Source organism: Novosphingobium sp. PhB57, from assembly GCF_004342985.1.
In the GTDB taxonomy this organism is placed as follows: Bacteria; Pseudomonadota; Alphaproteobacteria; order Sphingomonadales; family Sphingomonadaceae; genus Novosphingobium.
The window spans coordinates 21246-38735 of sequence record NZ_SMBO01000018.1 but is presented as its reverse complement, the minus strand read 5'-3'; the positions used below and the strand labels follow the sequence as shown (position 1 = coordinate 38735).

Below are 17490 nucleotides of genomic sequence, written 5' to 3'. Positions count from 1 at the left end.
CGCACGTGGCACAGAACGCCAATGGCAGGCGCTCCGCCATTGATGGGCGCACCACCCGCCACCCTGGTTACGCCGTTTCTCAGCGGATCAGGAAACGGATCGAAGAGGTCTTTGGCTGGGCCAAGACCAGCGGAAACCTGCGCAAGACCCGACATCGAGGGCAAGCCCGCGTGGGGTGGAACTTCACATTGACCGCTGCGGCTTACAATCTCATCAGGCTGCCGAAGCTGCTGGTGGCAGCATAACTGTGCCCGAAATCCGCAGAAAGAAGGGTCCTGGCAAGCGCGGCAGTCAACAGATACCGATGACACCACCCCGTTGGCGCTAAACCTAATCAAAATCCGGCGCTCAAACGGTCCGAAACTGACTTTTTCCGCGGCGTGCTAAAGCGGCGATTGATCGGCAAACCGATCCAGCGAAGAGGCCGCGCTTGCACCGTCATGCGAACAGTCGCTGCCTGGCGGGTCGGGATCGGACAGGGACCATAGTCGGGCCGCTCCGCCCAGCGCAGGAGGTCACCGCGCTGATCAGGCGTGACAATCACCACATCGAACAGACCGTCACCTGGCAAAGCACCGTGCGCCAGCGCCAGACGCGAGCCTGCATAGCCAATGTTCATCACCTCGACTATCAGACTTTCCCCCTCCCAGCTCCACTCGTCCGCCGCGACGGCGCAGTGGAAGGGCTCGGCATTGGAAAGCGCCGCGCGGAACGCGGCGCGGCCATTGGCCTGCTTTTCGGACGCACTGGCGGGTTCGTCATCAGCTTCATCGACGGCGTCTGTCAGCACGCCCGAGCCCAGCGCCTCGACGAAGGGCCTGCAGCCCCAGGGTCCGTCCGCCTCGCACCGATCGAGCCGGGTCCACGCCTCGAGCGACCATCGCAGCGGCAGGTCACGCCATGGCCCGCCGACGCCCAAGGCGTGCGCGATGTTGTTCGAGCCGCCCAAAGGCAGAATCGCGATAGGTCGGTCGACATTGTCGAGCGGCGAGACGACATCGGCGACCGTGCCGTCGCCCCCTGCAGCGATCATCAAGTCTACAGGTGCGCGCAAGGCGGCTGCGAGGTCTTCGTCGCCATGGGGACAATAGACCTATTTGATACCTGCTTCATGCAATACTCCTTCGACTGCCTCGCGCGGCACGGGATTGGTGCCGGCTGTCATTGTGGACGAGAAGCGCACGCATGAAGGCTCCAACACAGGCAAGGAATGGCACAGGCCATAAAGCCCGATGTACCGATATCGTTCCTGCCGCCGAGCGTGGAGCACCGCAGGCGACGGCGGTAAATTACCTTTCGTCGCTCGTCTCGCGCTTGATAAAAAGGCCGTTTATAGCGCCGCAGCTGCGGACGATCGACACAAGCTTTTGACACCAAGCGTCTGGTATCCGACGAAACCCCCTTCGGAATGCACGTTGATCGAGAATATCGACGCTGAGGGAGTATAGGCGAATGGTCACCAATTTCGATGCCGCCGATCAAATAGGCCGAGCATCCACCAGCGAAGCTCCCGGCCTGCAGCTGTCCATTCGTGAGTTTGTGCGCCGACCCAATCTTGTGGGATCAGCCTTCCCTGCATCGCGCCATCTGGTCGAAACGCTGCTGCGGCCGGTCGATTGGACGAAAGCGCGGGTCGTCGTTGAATATGGGCCCGGGACCGGTCCTATCACTCGCGCCATTCTTGCAAGGATGCCGCGCGACAGTCGGTTGGTTGCGATCGATGTCAGCCAGCGCTTCACTCGTCATTTGCGGCGAACCATTGACGATCCACGCCTGCTCGCGGTCACGGCCTGCGCTTCGTCGGCCACAGCGATCCTTGGGGACCATGGACTGGGTCCCGCCGATCTCATCGTCAGCGGCATTCCATTTTCGACCATATCGCCAGAACAGGGCGGCCGCATCCTCGATATCAGCGCCCAGATCCTGCCCGATAACGGGCTGTTTCTCGCCTATCAGATGCGCTCGACCATTGCGCCGATGCTTGCCGAGCGGTTCGGGCACGTTCGAAAGTCCCACGTCTGGCTGAATATCCCACCCTGTCATTTATATTGGGCGCAAACGCCGAATAGGAATGATCAGAGCCCCGGCCGACATAAGACATCTCGCTAGACCCTGTGCCGGTGTGTTTCTTAGCTACCTCAAGGATTTCCCAGGCGGTAGAAACCGCCCGGTATTGTCTGACAGCCGTCACTGCGACTGATCCCGGCGCGTCACGCCGCCGCCTTCAATCCCGGCTGAGTTTTTGTCTTCAATTCATCGATGCGGCGGAAGGCCTCTGCCTTGCTGAGATTATTGGCCGGCAAATCCTCCCCAGCTTCCTCAGATAAGGTCGTCAGGTAAGATGCCTGAGCGCCAGTCATCGGATCGTCACCCGACACCAATCCTCCGGATCCTTCTCGGTGTTCGACGCGGGATGCTCATCGGATTATGCAATTGTTTCGTCATGACCAGACCTCATGTTCAACGTTTGTTCCTGCCGAGGAGCCCGGCCTGCGCGAGATGGTTCCCAAAAGTATGTGCCACGACACTTTCGAGCGAATTGCGCGTTATGGGATCGGGGGCAGCAGGAGATGGATATGCCCCGCGGAGACAAATCGAGCTATACCGACAAACAAAAGCGCAAGGCCGAGCATATCGAGGAAGGCTATGAAAAGCGCGGCGTGTCGAAGGACGAAGCGGAAAGTCGCGCCTGGGCGACGGTGAACAAGGAGTCCGGCGGCGGCAAGAAGTCTGGTTCGGGCCGCGGCAAGACCGAGAACCACGAGAGCTCGCGCAAAGGCGGCCAGAAGGGCGGGTCCAGCCAGAGCCCCGAGAAGCGGTCCGCGGCCGCCAGGAAAGGCTGGGAAACCCGCCGCAAGAAAGGAGGTTGAGCCATGTCGATCCACAAGATGATCGCGCTTCACCCGGATGTAGGTGATGACTTTAACGAGATGCTCGCGACGGCTGCGCGCCATGCCATGTTTTGCACGGAGATGTGCACCAGCTGTGCCGATGCCTGCGCGGCCGAGACGATGGACATGCGCCAGTGCATCCGCTCGTGCCTCGACTGCGCAGATGTTTGCGCGGCAACTGCCCGACTTGCGATTCGTCGCACCGGGCAGAACATCGAGGCGCTGCGGATGATACTAGAGACCTGCGCGTCGATCTGCGAACTCTGCGCTGAAGAATGTTCGCGGCATGATCACGAGCATTGCAAGCTGTGCGCCGAAATGTGCCGCCAGTGCGCTGCCGATTGCCGGGCCGCGCTACCGACAGTTCAGTGATGAGGGGACGGAAGAATGCCCGTCACCGGATGGATGCTCGACAGGAAGGAACGCGAGGCGCTGCTTGAGCGGTTTCCGCCTGAATGGCCTGACGTGATCGCAGATCATATAACGCTCGATGCCGATGCCGATCTGAAGGATCCGCTGCCCGAAGCTGAAAATGCCGCGATCGTCGGCGGCATCAACGATGGCGAGGGCCTGCAGGCTATGGTTGTCGCGGTCGATGGCTCTACCGATCGGCCCGACGGCAGCACGTATCATATCACCTGGTCGCTCGACCGCAGGCGAGGCCGCAAGCCAGTCCAAAGTAACGAGGTCATCGCGACACGCGGTTGGCGCCCGCTCGATGATCCGGTGCCGATCAAGATCAGGCCGGCGCGGTGGTAGCCGGTGCAGCTCTACCTCGACTGTGACGGCGTATTAGCCGATTTCGACCGGGCCGCGACCGAGCTCCTGCGAATGCCGCCGCGCGCCTTCGAGAAGCGGCGCGGCATCGGCGCGTTCTGGCGCGAGATTGCGCGGGATCCCGACTTCTACGGCACGCTACCGCTGATGCCCGATGCCATGCGGCTGTTCGAGGCGGTGCGGCATCTCGAACCGATCATTCTTACCGGATTGCCCCGCGGGAAGTGGGCCGCGCCGCAGAAGGTGCGCTGGGCCGCCCAGCATTTCCCCGGCACGCGAATCCTCACGGTGATGGCGGTCGACAAGCGCAATCACGCGCAGGAGGGTGACATCCTCGTCGATGACCAGCTCAAGCACGCCCATCTTTGGGAAGGCGCTGGGGGCATTTTCGTCCACCACCGCGATGCCGAGAGCACGATCATCAGGCTCGCCGAACTTGGCGTGCCGGTCCGCGACAACCAACTGCATTCGATGTCTGCCGCAAGTCGAATGGGAGGCACCCATGGCTGATTTCTTAAAGCTTCGCGACCGCATGGTCGATATTCACCTCGCGCGGCGCGGCATCCGCGACAGCCGAGTCCTTCAGGCGATGCGTACCGTTCCGCGCGAGCGTTTCGTGCGCGAAGGTCTGGAAGACTTCGCCTATGAGGATTCGGCGCTCCCTATCGAGGAGGAGCAGACGATCTCGCAGCCTTATATCGTCGCGGCCATGGCCGAAGCGGCGGAAATTCAGTCCGATGACCGCGTGCTCGAGGTTGGTGCTGGCTCTGGCTATGCCGCCGCCGTGCTTGGCCAGCTTGCCGGTGAGGTCTTCGCGATCGAGCGCCACACGGCCTTGGGTAAGCTCGCCCGCGAGCGCATTGCCGCGCTCGGCTATGACAATGTCGATATTCGCGTCGGTGACGGCACGCGAGGCCTCGCGGACCAAGCGCCATTCGACGCGATCCTCGTGGCCGCGGGCGGCCCGGACGTGCCCGCAGCGCTCAAGCAGCAGCTCGCCGTTGGCGGCCATCTCGTCATCCCGGTCGGCGATCCTGGGGATCAGAAGCTCTGCAAGGTGACACGCATAACCGAGAGTCGCTTCGAGGAAGAAAATCTCGGCGCGGTCATGTTCGTGCCGCTGATCGGTGAACAAGGATGGCAGGAAGATGGTCGGCGCGCGGCGAGCAACCATCTGCCAGGCGCGTCGAAAAGCCAGTCACTTCCCGAGATGATTGCCGATGCGGCCGAGGACCTGCCGGGGTTCGACGATCCCGCGTTCGGCAGACTGTTCGATCGCTTCGCCGGTCGCCGCGTCGTCCTGCTCGGTGAAGCGAGCCACGGCACTGGCGAGTTCTATCGAGCGCGTGCCGCCATCACCCGCCACCTTATAACCCATCACAACTTCACCATCGTGGCGGTGGAGGCCGACTGGCCCGATGCCGCGACCATCGATCGTTATGTTCGTCATCGCCCGCATCGCGCCGGCACCGACAAGCCGTTCCAACGCTTCCCGACGTGGATGTGGCGCAACACCGACATTCAGGAATTGATCCACTGGATGCGCGATCACAATGACATGGTCGATGACATGGAAGCGCGCGCCGGTTTCTACGGTCTCGACATCTACAACATGTCCGGTTCGATCGGCGCGGTGCTCGATTATCTTGACCGCGTCGATCCCGACGCCGCCAAGGTCGCGCGCGAGCGTTATGGCTGCCTGACGCCCTGGCAGAGCAATCCGGCGACTTATGGCCGCGCGGCGCTGTCGCGCGGCTATGCCGAATGCGAGAAGGCGGTGATCGACCAGTGTCGCGATCTGCTGCGGAAGCGTCTCGACTATGCCAAGGACGATGGCGACGCATTTCTCGACGCGGCGCAAAACGCGCGGCTGATCGCCTCGGCGGAGCGCTACTACCGCATCATGTATTATGGCGGCGCAGAGAGCTGGAACTTGCGCGACACGCATATGTTCGAGACGCTCCAGAACCTGCTCGATGCCAGGGGGCCGGATGCCAAGGCGATCGTCTGGGCACATAATAGCCATATCGGCGACGCGCGCGTCACCGACATGGGGGCCGCGCGAGACGAGCTCAACATTGGTCAGCTCTGCCGCGAGACCTTCGGAAGCGACGCAGCGCTGATCGGCTTTGGTACGCACACTGGCACGGTGGCGGCGGCCACCGATTGGGACGGCGATATGCAAGTGAAGCGGGTCAATCCTTCGCGGGCGGACAGCTACGAGCGCCAGTTCCACGACAGCGGCAAGTCTCGTTTCCTGCTCGACCTGTCACCCGAGAGGCACGATGCCCTGCGCAGAAGACTGGCAGAGCCACGGCTCGAGCGCTTCATCGGCGTCATATATCGCCCCGATACTGAGCTTCAGAGTCATTACAGCCAGGCCATCCTCCCTGAGCAGTTTGACGCCTTCGTCTGGTTCGACAGGACCCAAGCAGTGACGCCGCTCGGTCCCGAACATCACCGCGGTGTTCCCGAAACCTATCCGTTTGGCGAGTAGACGATCCGCCGCGCCGGGTCCGTCACGCGGCCCTCAGCGGCGCGGACTGATGATCGTCTCTGCTGGACGCATTGGGCGGATTGCTCGCGAAACCTCCCTTCGGCCACGACGTTCAAATTCCATCGGATAGCTTGGAGCAACTTGATATGAAAATTCCTCACAACACACTCGTTTTGGTGGCTGATGGCAGGAAAATGCTGCTCCTCAGAAATGAAGGGGATGCGGAGCATCTCAACCTGCAGGTCGAGCGCAAAGAGATTCACGAAAGTCCCAAGGATCGCGACCAGAAGTCTGATGCGGCAGGCAGGGCCTCGTCAACCCAGTCCGGGCCTGGGGCACCTCCGATCGCTCAGGGCGGGTCGATGCATGCGCAAGGACAGGGTGCGCAGTTTGCCCCGTCACGCGGAAGCATGGAGGAGACCGACTACCATCAGCTGGAAGAAGATCGATTTGCTGCCGAGGTCGCCGAGATGCTGAAAGCCAGGGCGCTCGACAATTCCTTCGATACCTTGGTCGTCGCCGCGCCGTCGCGGACATTGGGCTTATCGACCATGAAATTGTAGATCGAGCCGAGCTTTTCGCCGCTGCGATTATAGACGGACGTTCCCTCGACCTTGTTCGAGGCGATCAGGCGATTGGTCTCGTCAGTGGCAACCTGGTTATCAGCCATGGCATGTTCCTTTCAAAAAAGTGGGAGCCTTCAAACACAACGTCGTCGGACCGGAAGCTGTCCCCGCAAGTGTTCGCGCCAGCAGTGATGATCGCCAGCCCGCGCACAAAATAAGATCAGCCGAAGAATGAGAAAGGACGACGAAATGGAAGATAGAAATCGACTCGAAAGAGGATCGCGCTTTTGGCTGACGGTCGGGTTTCGCAACAACATAGGTAAGTCTGCAGGTGAATTTTCATCTGGGAACCGTGGTGTACCGCTGTGGTTCTACCGGCGGGAGACCGACAAGTCGTCGTCATAAGCAGAGCGAACATCACGAGAGTTTCGGCACATCTGCAGGAGAGGTCCATGCCAGCAAAGAGGATCGTGATCACCGGCGCATCCAGCGGCATCGGACAGGCGACAGCACTGCGCTTCGCAGCCGATGGCGCAAGCATTGTAATTGCCGCGCGCGGTGTCCCAGCGCTTGAGGAGGTCGCCCGCCAATGCCGTGAAGCTGGCGGGACCGCGATAGTTGTCCCGACCGACGTCACCGATGCAGGCGCGGTGCAGGCTTTGGCCGAACGGGCCTCCGCCCAACTCGGCCAGATCGATCTGTGGTTCAGCAATGTCGGCGTCGGCGCGGTGGGACTTTTTCATGAGACACCGATCGAGGCGCACGCCCGGATCATCGAGGCCAATCTGATCGGGCACATCAACGATGCCCATGCCGCGTTGCCCATCTTCCTGAACCAAGGCTATGGCATCTTCGTCAACATGATCTCGCTGGGCGGGTTTGCCGCAGCGCCCTATGCGACTGCTTACAGTGCGAGCAAGTTCGGGCTGCGGGGCTTTGCCGAGGCGCTGCGGGCCGAGTTGGCCGACTATACCGATATCCACATCTGCGATGTCTATCCTTCCTTCGTCGACACGCCCGGCCTCAGTCATGGCGCCAACTATGTGGGTAAGAAGGTCACCGCGCCGCCGCCGCTGGTCGATCCGCGCCGCGTGGCGGAGGCGGTCTATCGTCTCGCCGACCATCCCCAGGCCACCACCATGGTCGGCGCTTCGACGGCGGCGGTCCGGATGGGTCACTTTCTCGCGCCCAACATCAGCGCACGCGCGATGGACATCGGCCTGAAGCGCTATTTCGAGACGGCCGAACAGGTGCCGGTCAGCGACGGCAATCTGTTCGCGCCGCCGAGCGATCCGGGCGGCATCGATGGCGGCATGGGCTCACCCGCAGCGCGCAAAGCCGGGATTGGGTTGGCCGCCGCAGCCGCTGTCGTCGCGGCAGCCGGAATCGGTGCGTGGCTGCTGCGAGGATCCCGCCAATCTTCAGTGCCGAGCGAGAACGACGATGCCTGACTATCCCAAGCCGCCCTTTCCCGATCAGCCGCAGCCGATGCCGGGCAAGACGGCACGCATGGACCCCGAGCCGGACCATGGCGAGCAAAGCTACAAAGGTTCGGGCAGGCTAGCTGGCAAACGCGCCATCATTACGGGCGGTGACAGCGGCATAGGGCGTGCGGTTGCGATCGCCTATGCGCGCGAGGGCGCCGACCTCCTGATCAGCTATCTCAGTGAAGAGGAGGATGCGCAAAGCGTGGCCGAGCTGGTCGAAGCCGAGGGGCGCAAATGCATCCTCATGGCCGGCGATATCGCCGAATCGGCGCACTGCCGCGCGATCATCGAGCGGGCCGTCAGCGAGCTCGGCGGCCTCGACATCCTCGTCAACAATGCCGCCCACCAGGCGATGTTCGAGGAGATCGAGGAGATCAGCGACGAGGAGTGGCAATATACGTTCGCCACGAACATCCACGCGATGTTCTACCTCGTCAAAGCCGCCACCAAGCATCTGGAGGGCGACGGCGCGATCATCAACACAGCGTCGGTCAACGCCGATATGCCTCGGCCCCAGCTGCTCGCCTACGCGACAACCAAGGGTGCGATCCAGAACTTTACCGCGGGCGTTGCCCAGATGCTCGCCGACAAGGGAATCCGGGTGAACTGCGTGGCGCCGGGACCGGTGTGGACCCCGCTCATTCCCTCGACCATGCCGCCAGACATGGTCCGCGAGTTCGGCAAGAACGTACCGATGGGCCGGCCGGCCCAGCCGGCCGAGCTTGCCGCGCCTTATGTCATGCTCGCCAGCGAGGAAGCGAGCTTCATCTCCGGCGCCACGATCGCAGTCACCGGCGGCAAGCCGATTTTGTGATTGTTCGCCCGAGATTGGCTGTTGCCACCCATGAAAATCTAGGGGTGATCCGATGCCCGCGAAGAAATGGTCTCAGGATGTTACCGAACATTCGGATGCGCTTGACCTTGAGAAAGGCGTTTTCACGCAGGGCGACCCCAAGGCGATCGCCCAGTCACTCAAGCGGTCGGCCGAGCACAGCAAGCGCCGAAAGGGGACGCCGCTGCAGTCGGCGATGGGCATGCTCACCTTCTACATCAACCGGGCGGGCAAGGACCTGCCGGCCGCGCGCCGCCGCATGCTCGAAGACGCCAAGGACGAGCTGCGCGCTCTGTTCGACAAGACGGGCGACTGAGTCGTCGATCCGGGCTCATCGGTGAAATCCGCATAGCTCGACTGTCACCGTGATCCGCAGCTGTTCAGTTGTCGCCGGGTCGGCCGAACCGACCGATCAGCTTGCGATATTCTGCCTCTGGAACACCATAGGCATCGCCCGCCAGATCTTCTAGATTAACCCGGTCGATGATCCTGACCAGCCCGCGCGTCGACCGGATGGCCCCGACCCCTTCGAGGATGTGCAACGTGACCGTTACGCCGCTGCGTTGGGCGCTGAGCATCATCGACATGAACTGGTGCGTGAGCGCGATCTCGTCGCCGTCTATGCGATCGTGACACATCAGCAGCCAGCGTGCGAGGCGCGCTTCCATGTGGTGATTGGCATTGGACACCGCACAGTGACTTACCTGGGTGAGAACTGTCTGGATATATTTGAGAAGCACGGCCTGGAGCGAAGCGCTCTTCGCCGCGGCCGCCCGCAAGTCTGCGACCGCAATGCGCATGGCGCCGGCGCCATCCACTTGCATGAACGTCTTGGTCGACGCGCTGTCGGTTCCCAGGATTGCACCTGGCCCTGAAAGGCCTTCGCATCCGAAGATGCCGATCTCGGTTGGAGAGGTGCGGGCAGCTCGCTGACGACCGAGGCAATGCCGCCTTCCAGAAAAAACAGATGCTCGATCGGCTTGCCGGCTTCAACAAGGACCTGTTCGCGCTCCAGCTTTACGCGTTCGAGCACCGGCTTGAGCAGATCGAGGTCGGCCGGTGACATCGCTTTCAAAAGGAGATTACGATAATAAGGTTCTTCTGTCGAAGGCATGCACCGCCCCCTTGATATGGGGCGAAAGCACAATCTGACTTCCAGGCGTCCGCGCCCTGATCGTGGCGAACGATGAACCCTCATAGGTCAAAATGACTAAGGGTTCCAAGTTTTCCTGTGTCGGGTAGCAGACCACTGCCGCGGCGAAGCGAGGTCGCGAGAAGAGTAAAAACCTCAGAAACTGACAAAGCCTGCGTTTAGAACCGCGCCGCCGCGCGAAACAGCACCCGCAATTGGCAATGTCGGGTAGCAGACAATCGCAGCGAAACGCTTGAGGATGCTTTATTTCCGACCTGTACCTCTCATGAATGAACAGGGAGATCGTTGTGTTGAATACCCATCAAATGCACTTGTCAGCGCTCCATGAACGGCAGCGGCCAAATGGCCATTATCGGTCATGAAAATGATCAGGTCCGTAGCCGGCATGTCTGAAGTGGATTCGAGCAAAACCCTTCGCCCGCAGATGCCCTCTGCGAAATCCGCCAGCCTTGCCGACACGATACTCGAGTCGCCGGCCATTCTCACGGCGGACGATCGGAAAACGCTGGGGGAAGTGTCCGCACACCGCCGCGCTGTTAGCGCTGGTGCCGAATGGATGCGTCAGGATGAAAGAGCGGATCACATTTACTTCATGGAAGAGGGCTGGGCTTGCCAGTTCAGAACCTTGCGCGACGGCCGCCGCCAGATCTTGCGGGTGCTGCCGCCCGGGGACGTCTGCAATCTAGATAGCTTGCAGACGAAAAATGCGCCTTTCGGCATTAAAGCGCTGACGCCGGTCTCGACCCTTTCGGTGGCCCGTCAGCATCTCTCCGCCCTTTGCCATGGCTCTCCGGGCATCGCGTACAGCGTCATTGAGCTTGCCCTATGTGAAAATGCGATGCTCAACCAATGGGCAACTTGCCTGGGGCGCTGCTCGGCGCCGGAAAGGTTGGCGCATCTGCTGTGCGAGCTGGCGGTGCGGCTAGGGCATGATGCCGGATGCGAATACGCTAGTTTCGACCTGCCCTTGACCCAGGAACAGATGGCCGATGTCCTCGGACTGACGGCGGTTCATATCAATCGCATGATGCAGCAGTTTCGCCGGCAGGGCCTGCTTCACACAGAAGGAAGGACGATCACGCTGGAGAACATGGGGGCGCTGAAGAATATGGCCGAGTTCGATCCGGCCTATCTGGCTCGTGCCAAGCAGCAAGTGGGAAATACTCGAATACATAACTCCAATGGACTTCAGCCCGATCCGACGTCTGTCCCGAGTGTATTATGAGCGAATTGAGACCATCCCCGGCCATGACGCCAGATGCCGCGGACCTGCTGCTGGGGGAAACCAACCATCGTTGTGCAAACGACCTCCAGCTCGTCGTCAGCCTTCTCAGCCTGCAAAGTCGGCGCGCGACCAGCACCGAGGCCAGGCAGGCCCTTCAAGATACGCTCGAGCGGGTTTCGATATTGGCACGAGCGCGCGCCTCTCTGGTCCGCCACGATGAGGCCGCGCTCGACACGGCGATACGGGAAGCCTGCGAAGCTCTTCACGCACAAGCCGAACCCAGAGGAATTTTGGTTTCCGCGAAGTTCTGCAATTGTCCTCCGGACATTCCGCCGGAAAAGGTCATCGCCATCACGCTCGCTGTCAATGAACTTGCTACTAATGCGATCAAACACGCATTTGTCGAAGGGGCTGTGGGGCGAATCGATATTTCGGTCGAAACGGATAATCAGTTCGTGATCGTGACGGTCGATGACGATGGATTGCCATTTGCTGAGAACGCGCACGACAACAGGAGCGGGCTGGGTCTTGGACTTGTCGATCGGCTCATTACGTCGATCGGGGGGCGTGTCATCAAGCCGCGCGAGCGAAGTAAGGTGTTCAAGCTTCTGGTGCCGCTACAAGACTAATCAAACCAGACCGGATTCGAAGTTTCGACGCGCCGCGACCGATTAAGGAGCGGTAGGCAGATTCTGCCGGAAGCGGACGTTTGCAATGCCTGAAACTGAACTCACCGCCACCAAGCGTCCGGTCTGGAATGCCGGAAGGACCGTGGGTGCAAAGCGGGCTCTGAAACAAAAGCAGATCTGGGAAATCCGCTTTTACCTCAATCAGCGCCGCCGCCTGCGAGATCGGGCGCTTTTCGATCTGGCGATCGATAGCAAGCTTCGGGGCTGCGACCTGGTGCAGATGAAAATCGGCGACATTGTCAGCGGCGGACAGATCCGAACGCGGGCAATCGTGATGCAGCAGAAGACGGGAAGACCCGTTCAGTTCGAACTGCTGCCGGACGCTCGGGCAAGCCTGCTGGCTTGGCTGGATCGGCGCGGCGGCACGGTGGACGATTATGTCTTTCCCAGCAGGGTAGATCATAACGGACATCTCAGCACTCGCCAGTATGCCCGGCTTGTCGACGAATGGGTAACAGGTGTCGGTCTCATGCGAAGCGAGTATGGTACGCACTCACTTCGCCGAACGAAGGCATCGATAATCTACAGGGCCACCGGCAACCTTCGCGCCGTCCAAATCTTGCTCGGCCATAGCAAGATTGAGAATACGGTTCGCTACCTTGGAATCGACGTGGAGGATGCTTTCGCCCTCGCCGAAAATACCGAGATCTAAACCCGATGGCGCCCGTTCCGGTAGGGAGCCGGATACGGGCGCTTGGGACTTACCAGTCGCTCAGCCGTGGCTGCTGAACGACGAATTCTGGCGAGAGCCGACATTCACGCGTGTGCTCGCGGCGCGTCGTCAAAACGAGCAAAATAGGCTGAAAGCAGTGGGGCAGTCTACGAGCGCCTTGTCAAGGATAGCGCCCAGTTATGCGTGACGCGGCGCAGAGCAGCTCCCGATCAGGAGGGGACTACCTTCCGATGGATAATTCACGTACGCCGTTAGTTGGGCCTTCTGAACAGACAGGGGTGAAGCCATGGACACCTCGCCCCCAGCGGGTGATCATAATCGAGGAACTAGCGCTCTCCCGGAGCATAGCGGCTTCGACAGCTCGCCCGCCGCCGCGAATGCGTGCGACGGTTCCAGCACGGATGAGCTTCAGCACCGGACTCGCAACATGCTCGCCATCATGCGTTCGGTATTTGCTCGAACGGTGGAGAAGGGAGCATCACTTGAAGATGTGGCTGCGCATTATCAGGGCAGGTTCGACACCATTGCACCGTTCCTTGTAGAACCCGCTGTCGGCGACCGACATGGCTATGACCTGGAGACGCTGATTTCGGACGAGTTGCTGCGCTATCCCGTGCGTGGCGAAGGCAACGTGAAGATCAGCGGTCCATCCGAACGACTGCCGCACGGCATCGCGCAGCCGATCGCTCTGGCACTGCACGAGCTGGTGACCAATGCCGTGAAGTTCGGTGCGCTGGAGACCCCATGCCAGGGACGATTAGCGATCGACTGGCGACGTGACAAAGGCGACTTGGTTCTGCGCTGGCGAGAGACGGGCGTGCCTATTGTTCGTTCGGCGCCGCTTCCTTTTGGATTCGGTCGGGAATTCATCGAACAGGGTCTACCCTACCAGATTGGGGCAGAGACCAGCTTTACTATCGAGCCAGGCGGAGTGGTGTGCCTTATCCGCATACCGACGGTGAACCGCGCGGCGACGTCCACGACAGAGGGGGTCCAGCCATGACAATGTCCGCACAGTATCCTCGAAATTCCGTGCTGACACGACTTGCCGCGCTGGCGCCGTTAACGGCGAGCGACGAGAGACATATTAACAATGCGGTTGCTGCTGGCACTGTTCTTCCGCCGCGGCGGGACCTCATCAGAGAGGGGGAGCGGATCACGATCGCACGCTTGCTTGTCGATGGCTGGGCGTTTCGGACGCATCTGGTGCAGAACGGGTATCGCCAGATCATCGGTCTGGTGCTTCCGGGCGAGCTGATCGGTACGTGCGCGCATCTCAACGCGGTTGGTGTTGTGACCACTACGACGTTGACTGAAGTCGTGACGTGTCTGGTGCCGATGCCGGACCCGACGGACGAGCACTCCGGTCTCTCACAGGTGTATGCGATGAGCGTCGCGCTCGAGGAAGCCTATCTGTGTCGCCAGATCACCAGGCTCGGGCGTATGAGTGCCTCAGAGCGGCTCGCGGACTGGCTGCTGGAGGTGCACGATCGGCTACTGCTAGCTGGAAATGCTAGTCACGACGAATTTGAGCTTCCGCTTACCCAAGAGATGATCGCAGACGTGCTCGGGCTGACCAGCGTACACGTGAACCGGACGATCCAGCTTCTGCGGAAGTCCGGATTGGTAACATTAAGCGCCAGACGAGTTATAATTTTGGATCGAAAAGAGATGGAGCGCGTGGTCTGCTATAGCCCCGTCAAGGTAGTTTTCTAGTCAGCGTCAGCGATGGCGGACGCTTGAGTCAATGTAGCGGGTTGGACCCGCATTCGTGAGCCGCTCTTCACGTGATCCGTAAAAGGGGGCTGAGGATGCTGGCGATTTGCCGCGCCCTGATCGGCTTTTCGAGGCAGGGGCGGTCTCTGTAGCGATCAGGAATGGAAGCTTGGTCGTATCCGGTAGCGAAGACGAACGGCACACCGCGGTCGGCCAGCTGGTCCGCTACCGCAAAGATCTGCTCTCCGCGCACATTAACATCGAGCAGCGCGGCGTCGATCATTGCGCTTGACGAGATTAGTTCCTCGGCATCCTTGATTGAGGCAACGGGCCCGAGAACCTCCGCTCCCGCCTCCTCCAACGCCATGCGAACGTCGTCTGCGATTAGATATTCATCCTCGACCACCAGTATATGGCGGCCGTGAAAATCCTTGTGAACCATGGACAGTCTCCTCAAGGGCTCGGTCCGAGGGGGCGTCGACCTCTATCGTGCAGTGGATGCCATCCGCCGTAAAGGCGTAGCTGGTGCGCGCGCCAAGTTGATACGGCAAGGCACGCTCGATCAATTCGCGACCATAGCCGCTGCCCTGCGGCGGGCTATCGGGCGCAGGAATGTCTGTTACGCCCGTCTCGCGCCAGTCGATCAGCAGCCGGGGCCGCTCGTCCCGTTGCACCTCCTCCCACCGCACGGTGAGGTGGCCGGCCTCGCTAGCCAACGCACCATACTTGACCGCGTTGGTCATCAACTCATGGATCGCCAGCGCCAAGGTCTGCACCAACGACGACTGGAGCGGAACACCCGCAGGCCCCTCGGTCGAAACCTGCGCGGCATTGCCTTGCGCGTCAAGTTCAAGATGGGCTGACAATTCGTCATGCAGCAGCGCGTCGAACGACACGCGGGTGCCGAGGTCGCGCCGCGACAGCAGGCCCTGCACTCGCGCCAGCGCCTCCAACCGATCACTGATGCACCGCCGGAAATCTTCGAGGGATCGGCTCCCCTTGATCGTCCTCGACATCACCGCCTGCACCACCGCCATTAGGTTGCGCGTACGGTGCTGCAACTCGGCGACGAGGACAGACTGCTGCTCTTGAAGGCGGATGAGGTCGTCAATGTCCGTCGAGGTGCCGAGCCACTCGACGATTATGCCGTCCGCCGCACGGACCGGGCTCGCGCGGGTGCGGAAATGGCGATAGCGATGTTCCCCCGCGTGGCAGATGCGGCCCTTAAAATCGAAGCGGCCCTCGGTAGCGGCAATATCCCAGGCCGCGCGGGCGGCGTCGCGATCACTGGGATGAAAGGCATCAAGCCAGCCGATACCGCGACTCTGCTCGTCGGTCTGCCCGGTATACTCCCACCATTGCGGGCTGGCCCAAACCCACTCGCCGCCGTCGACCGCCCGCCATACGAGCTGCGGCATGCCCTCGATCAGCGTGTTGAGTCGCGACTCGCTCCGCCGAAGGGCCGCGTTAGCCTCCATGAGGTCGCGGGTGCGCTCGGCGACGCGGCTCTCCAACTCAGAATTCACCGTGTGAAGGCCGGCATTTGCGACCTCCAATTCCTCGGTCAGCACCTGAAGTTCCTCAAATGCGACGCGTAGCTCCTCCTCGGTCTGGCTGCGCCTCAGCTCCTCCTCGGTGTCGGTGGGCGGTGCGACAACGGCTTCTCGGACGCGGGCATAGGCCGAATTTGCCGCCTGCAGCTCGCGGGCGAGCACCGCCACACGCCGCAGCAGTCGGTCACGATCCTCGGTGATCTGTGTGTTCTCGTCGAGAGAAGACTCGAGCGCCGTTCGCAACTGCTCGTTCTCATCAAGCAGCCGCTGGCTTTCCAAATTCTGCTCTCGGATTTTGCCGGGCGCCATATCATATCCCTGTTTCATTTTGTGAACGATTGAAAAAGGATTACGCTCCTGCTGTACCTTTTTTCCCGTGCCCTTGGCTATTCGCCCATCGGTCTGTCGTTCAGGAGTGCCAGGGTGTTGACGAAGGATATCGTAGTAATTGGGGCGTCTGCGGGCGGCGTCGAGGCGCTGCAGCGACTGTGCGCCGCGCTACCGGCGGACTTTCCAGCCGCAGTGTTCGTCACCCAGCACCTGTCGGCCTCGGCGCGGAGCATGCTGCCGTTGCTCCTCAACCGCGCCGGGTCGCTTCCCGCCAGTTCGCCTAATGACGGCGACGCGATCGAGCCCGGGCACATCTACGTCGCCGCGCCCGATTTTCACATGCTGCTGCGTCCCGGCAAGGTGCTGATGCGCCGCGGCCCGAACGAGAACCGTACCCGTCCTGCGGTCAATGCGCTGTTTCGATCGGCGGCGATCGCCTATGGCGGACGCGTCATCGGAGTGGTGCTGACCGGGCTGCTCGACGACGGCACCGACGGCCTGATCGCGATCAAGGCTGCAGGTGGGATGTCGGTCATCCAGGACCCGGCCGATGCCGAATGGCCGTCGATGCCGCAGAACGCATTGAAGCGCGATCACGTCGACCGCAAGGTGCCGCTCTCCGGCCTCGCCGAGTTGCTGGTCGATCTGGTCCGTGAGGAGGCGAATCCCACTATTCCACTGCCCGACGAATACGCCGTAGAAGACCGGATGGCTGCGCAGGAGTTCGCGATTATGGAAAGCGACATCATCACCCCCGGCCACCCCAGCCATATCTCCTGCCCCGATTGTGGCGGAGTGCTCAACCAGATGGAGGTAGAGGACGAGATTCGATTCCGCTGCCAAGTCGGCCACGCCTTCACTCCGCTAGGTCTCGCCAGCGCGCAGAGCGAGGAGCTGGAGCGTGCGCTGAGCATCGCGGCGCGCACGCACCGGGACCGGATCAAGCTGTTTGATCAGATGCGTGACAGCGCGCATGGCCGTGGCCTGAAGCACGCCGAGAGCCGTTGGACCGAGGCGTCCAAGGAGTCGGCCGACATGATCGAGGTACTCGAGAAGGCGATGGGCAGCCTGCGCAAGCCGATCACCGACGGTGTCGGCTGA

21 protein-coding genes and 2 pseudogenes are annotated in these 17490 nt (G+C 61.3%); 17 read left to right on the top strand and 6 right to left on the bottom strand.

Annotated elements, in window-relative coordinates; translation table 11 throughout:
* Positions 1 to 245: transposase (locus EDF58_RS24495; protein WP_165921574.1), on the top strand; the 245-nt coding region annotated here is incomplete at its 5' end.
* Positions 246 to 334: 89 nt separating this feature from the next.
* Here EDF58_RS24495 and EDF58_RS24490 read toward each other — a convergent pair.
* Positions 335 to 1033 (bottom strand): diacylglycerol kinase family protein, encoded by a 699-nt coding sequence (locus tag EDF58_RS24490; RefSeq protein ID WP_243654489.1) that lies wholly within the window; start codon positions 1031 to 1033, stop codon positions 335 to 337.
* A gap of 419 nt (positions 1034 to 1452) precedes the next feature.
* Between EDF58_RS24490 and EDF58_RS24485 the strand changes: the two genes are divergently transcribed.
* A complete protein-coding gene (locus tag EDF58_RS24485) occupies positions 1453 to 2109 on the top strand; it encodes a methyltransferase (protein WP_132270285.1) in 657 nt (218 codons plus the stop codon).
* Positions 2110 to 2210: 101 nt separating this feature from the next.
* Here EDF58_RS24485 and EDF58_RS24480 read toward each other — a convergent pair.
* Positions 2211 to 2445 (bottom strand): annotated as a pseudogene (locus EDF58_RS24480) (DUF3072 domain-containing protein).
* 131 nt (positions 2446 to 2576) lie between these two features.
* On the opposite strand from EDF58_RS24480, the gene EDF58_RS24475 reads away from it, so the two are divergent.
* The 6 genes from EDF58_RS24475 (at position 2577) to EDF58_RS24450 (ending at position 6728) form a co-directional block, all read left to right on the top strand.
* Complete coding sequence (locus tag EDF58_RS24475) at positions 2577 to 2870, top strand: plasmid stabilization protein (RefSeq protein ID WP_132270283.1); 294 nt, start codon at positions 2577 to 2579, stop codon at positions 2868 to 2870.
* Between the two features lie 3 nt (positions 2871 to 2873).
* Entirely contained in the window at positions 2874 to 3263 is a 390-nt protein-coding gene (locus EDF58_RS24470) for a four-helix bundle copper-binding protein (RefSeq protein WP_132270281.1), read from the top strand.
* Between the two features lie 15 nt (positions 3264 to 3278).
* Positions 3279 to 3650 carry a hypothetical protein gene (locus EDF58_RS24465; RefSeq protein ID WP_132270279.1) on the top strand — a complete coding sequence of 124 codons (372 nt, stop codon included), beginning with the start codon at positions 3279 to 3281 and terminating at the stop codon, positions 3648 to 3650.
* 3 nt (positions 3651 to 3653) lie between these two features.
* On the top strand, positions 3654 to 4178 hold the full coding sequence (locus EDF58_RS24460; RefSeq protein WP_132270277.1) for a hypothetical protein: 525 nt from the start codon (positions 3654 to 3656) through the stop codon (positions 4176 to 4178).
* Positions 4072 to 6165 carry a protein-L-isoaspartate(D-aspartate) O-methyltransferase gene (locus EDF58_RS24455; protein ID WP_243654488.1) on the top strand — a complete coding sequence of 698 codons (2094 nt, stop codon included), beginning with the start codon at positions 4072 to 4074 and terminating at the stop codon, positions 6163 to 6165. The genes EDF58_RS24460 and EDF58_RS24455 overlap by 107 nt, the downstream gene beginning before the upstream one ends.
* A 146-nt stretch (positions 6166 to 6311) precedes the next feature.
* A complete protein-coding gene (locus tag EDF58_RS24450; RefSeq protein ID WP_165921575.1) occupies positions 6312 to 6728 on the top strand; it encodes a host attachment family protein in 417 nt (138 codons plus the stop codon).
* Here EDF58_RS24450 and EDF58_RS26040 read toward each other — a convergent pair.
* A pseudogene (locus tag EDF58_RS26040) lies at positions 6707 to 6835 on the bottom strand (PRC-barrel domain-containing protein); the annotation flags it as partial. The gene EDF58_RS24450 and the pseudogene EDF58_RS26040 overlap by 22 nt on opposite strands.
* Positions 6836 to 7183: 348 nt before the next feature.
* On the opposite strand from EDF58_RS26040, the gene EDF58_RS24440 reads away from it, so the two are divergent.
* The 3 genes from EDF58_RS24440 to EDF58_RS24430 are packed head-to-tail and all read left to right on the top strand — an operon-like array spanning position 7184 to position 9366.
* The gene (locus EDF58_RS24440; RefSeq protein ID WP_132270287.1) at positions 7184 to 8182 is read left to right on the top strand and encodes an SDR family oxidoreductase; all 999 of its coding nucleotides are present in this window, start codon (positions 7184 to 7186) and stop codon (positions 8180 to 8182) included.
* Positions 8175 to 9032, top strand: a complete 858-nt coding sequence (locus EDF58_RS24435; protein ID WP_132270273.1) for an SDR family oxidoreductase — start codon at positions 8175 to 8177, stop codon at positions 9030 to 9032. Before EDF58_RS24440 ends, EDF58_RS24435 begins: the two co-directional genes overlap by 8 nt.
* Before the next feature lie 52 nt (positions 9033 to 9084).
* Positions 9085 to 9366: a DUF3175 domain-containing protein gene (locus EDF58_RS24430; protein WP_132270271.1), complete on the top strand. Its 282-nt coding sequence runs from the start codon at positions 9085 to 9087 to the stop codon at positions 9364 to 9366.
* A gap of 64 nt (positions 9367 to 9430) precedes the next feature.
* Here the strand turns inward: EDF58_RS24430 and EDF58_RS24425 are convergent, their stop codons facing one another.
* A complete protein-coding gene (locus EDF58_RS24425; protein WP_165921573.1) occupies positions 9431 to 9850 on the bottom strand; it encodes a helix-turn-helix domain-containing protein in 420 nt (139 codons plus the stop codon).
* 711 nt (positions 9851 to 10561) lie between these two features.
* Here EDF58_RS24425 and EDF58_RS24420 point away from each other — a divergent pair.
* From EDF58_RS24420 to EDF58_RS24400, 5 genes are all read left to right on the top strand, one after another.
* On the top strand, positions 10562 to 11428 hold the full coding sequence (locus EDF58_RS24420; RefSeq protein ID WP_132270268.1) for a Crp/Fnr family transcriptional regulator: 867 nt from the start codon (positions 10562 to 10564) through the stop codon (positions 11426 to 11428).
* Positions 11425 to 12057, top strand: coding sequence for a sensor histidine kinase (locus EDF58_RS24415; RefSeq protein ID WP_132270266.1), 633 nt, complete (start codon positions 11425 to 11427; stop codon positions 12055 to 12057). The genes EDF58_RS24420 and EDF58_RS24415 overlap by 4 nt, the downstream gene beginning before the upstream one ends.
* An 85-nt stretch (positions 12058 to 12142) precedes the next feature.
* Entirely contained in the window at positions 12143 to 12769 is a 627-nt protein-coding gene (locus EDF58_RS24410) for a tyrosine-type recombinase/integrase (protein ID WP_132270264.1), read from the top strand.
* 307 nt (positions 12770 to 13076) lie between these two features.
* Complete coding sequence (locus tag EDF58_RS24405; RefSeq protein ID WP_132270262.1) at positions 13077 to 13793, top strand: sensor histidine kinase; 717 nt, start codon at positions 13077 to 13079, stop codon at positions 13791 to 13793.
* A complete protein-coding gene (locus EDF58_RS24400; protein ID WP_132270260.1) occupies positions 13790 to 14506 on the top strand; it encodes a Crp/Fnr family transcriptional regulator in 717 nt (238 codons plus the stop codon). Before EDF58_RS24405 ends, EDF58_RS24400 begins: the two co-directional genes overlap by 4 nt.
* 67 nt (positions 14507 to 14573) lie before the next feature.
* Here EDF58_RS24400 and EDF58_RS24395 read toward each other — a convergent pair whose 3' ends face one another.
* Together EDF58_RS24395 and EDF58_RS24390 are read right to left on the bottom strand one after the other, a co-directional pair.
* A complete protein-coding gene (locus EDF58_RS24395; protein WP_132270258.1) occupies positions 14574 to 14948 on the bottom strand; it encodes a response regulator in 375 nt (124 codons plus the stop codon).
* Positions 14899 to 16368 carry an HWE histidine kinase domain-containing protein gene (locus tag EDF58_RS24390; protein ID WP_165921571.1) on the bottom strand — a complete coding sequence of 490 codons (1470 nt, stop codon included), beginning with the start codon at positions 16366 to 16368 and terminating at the stop codon, positions 14899 to 14901. The genes EDF58_RS24395 and EDF58_RS24390 overlap by 50 nt, the downstream gene beginning before the upstream one ends.
* A gap of 117 nt (positions 16369 to 16485) precedes the next feature.
* Here EDF58_RS24390 and EDF58_RS24385 point away from each other — a divergent pair, with 117 nt between their 5' ends.
* On the top strand, positions 16486 to 17490 hold the full coding sequence (locus tag EDF58_RS24385) for a chemotaxis protein CheB (RefSeq protein WP_165921570.1): 1005 nt from the start codon (positions 16486 to 16488) through the stop codon (positions 17488 to 17490).

Excerpts from the sequence above, each read along its gene's own strand:
- EDF58_RS24490 (WP_243654489.1), bottom strand. The coding sequence starts at position 1,033 with ATGATCGCTGCAGGGGGCGACGGCACGGTCGCCGATGTCGTCTCGCCG.
- EDF58_RS24485 (WP_132270285.1), top strand. The coding sequence starts at position 1,453 with ATGGTCACCAATTTCGATGCCGCCGATCAAATAGGCCGAGCATCCACC.
- EDF58_RS24475 (WP_132270283.1), top strand. The coding sequence starts at position 2,577 with ATGCCCCGCGGAGACAAATCGAGCTATACCGACAAACAAAAGCGCAAG.
- EDF58_RS24470 (WP_132270281.1), top strand. The coding sequence starts at position 2,874 with ATGTCGATCCACAAGATGATCGCGCTTCACCCGGATGTAGGTGATGAC.
- EDF58_RS24465 (WP_132270279.1), top strand. The coding sequence starts at position 3,279 with ATGCCCGTCACCGGATGGATGCTCGACAGGAAGGAACGCGAGGCGCTG.
- EDF58_RS24455 (WP_243654488.1), top strand. The coding sequence starts at position 4,072 with ATGCCGAGAGCACGATCATCAGGCTCGCCGAACTTGGCGTGCCGGTCC.
- EDF58_RS24450 (WP_165921575.1), top strand. The coding sequence starts at position 6,312 with ATGAAAATTCCTCACAACACACTCGTTTTGGTGGCTGATGGCAGGAAA.
- EDF58_RS24440 (WP_132270287.1), top strand. The coding sequence starts at position 7,184 with ATGCCAGCAAAGAGGATCGTGATCACCGGCGCATCCAGCGGCATCGGA.
- EDF58_RS24435 (WP_132270273.1), top strand. The coding sequence starts at position 8,175 with ATGCCTGACTATCCCAAGCCGCCCTTTCCCGATCAGCCGCAGCCGATG.
- EDF58_RS24430 (WP_132270271.1), top strand. The coding sequence starts at position 9,085 with ATGCCCGCGAAGAAATGGTCTCAGGATGTTACCGAACATTCGGATGCG.
- EDF58_RS24425 (WP_165921573.1), bottom strand. The coding sequence starts at position 9,850 with ATGCGCATTGCGGTCGCAGACTTGCGGGCGGCCGCGGCGAAGAGCGCT.
- EDF58_RS24420 (WP_132270268.1), top strand. The coding sequence starts at position 10,562 with ATGAAAATGATCAGGTCCGTAGCCGGCATGTCTGAAGTGGATTCGAGC.
- EDF58_RS24415 (WP_132270266.1), top strand. The coding sequence starts at position 11,425 with ATGAGCGAATTGAGACCATCCCCGGCCATGACGCCAGATGCCGCGGAC.
- EDF58_RS24410 (WP_132270264.1), top strand. The coding sequence starts at position 12,143 with ATGCCTGAAACTGAACTCACCGCCACCAAGCGTCCGGTCTGGAATGCC.
- EDF58_RS24405 (WP_132270262.1), top strand. The coding sequence starts at position 13,077 with ATGGACACCTCGCCCCCAGCGGGTGATCATAATCGAGGAACTAGCGCT.
- EDF58_RS24400 (WP_132270260.1), top strand. The coding sequence starts at position 13,790 with ATGACAATGTCCGCACAGTATCCTCGAAATTCCGTGCTGACACGACTT.
- EDF58_RS24395 (WP_132270258.1), bottom strand. The coding sequence starts at position 14,948 with ATGGTTCACAAGGATTTTCACGGCCGCCATATACTGGTGGTCGAGGAT.
- EDF58_RS24390 (WP_165921571.1), bottom strand. The coding sequence starts at position 16,368 with ATGGCGCCCGGCAAAATCCGAGAGCAGAATTTGGAAAGCCAGCGGCTG.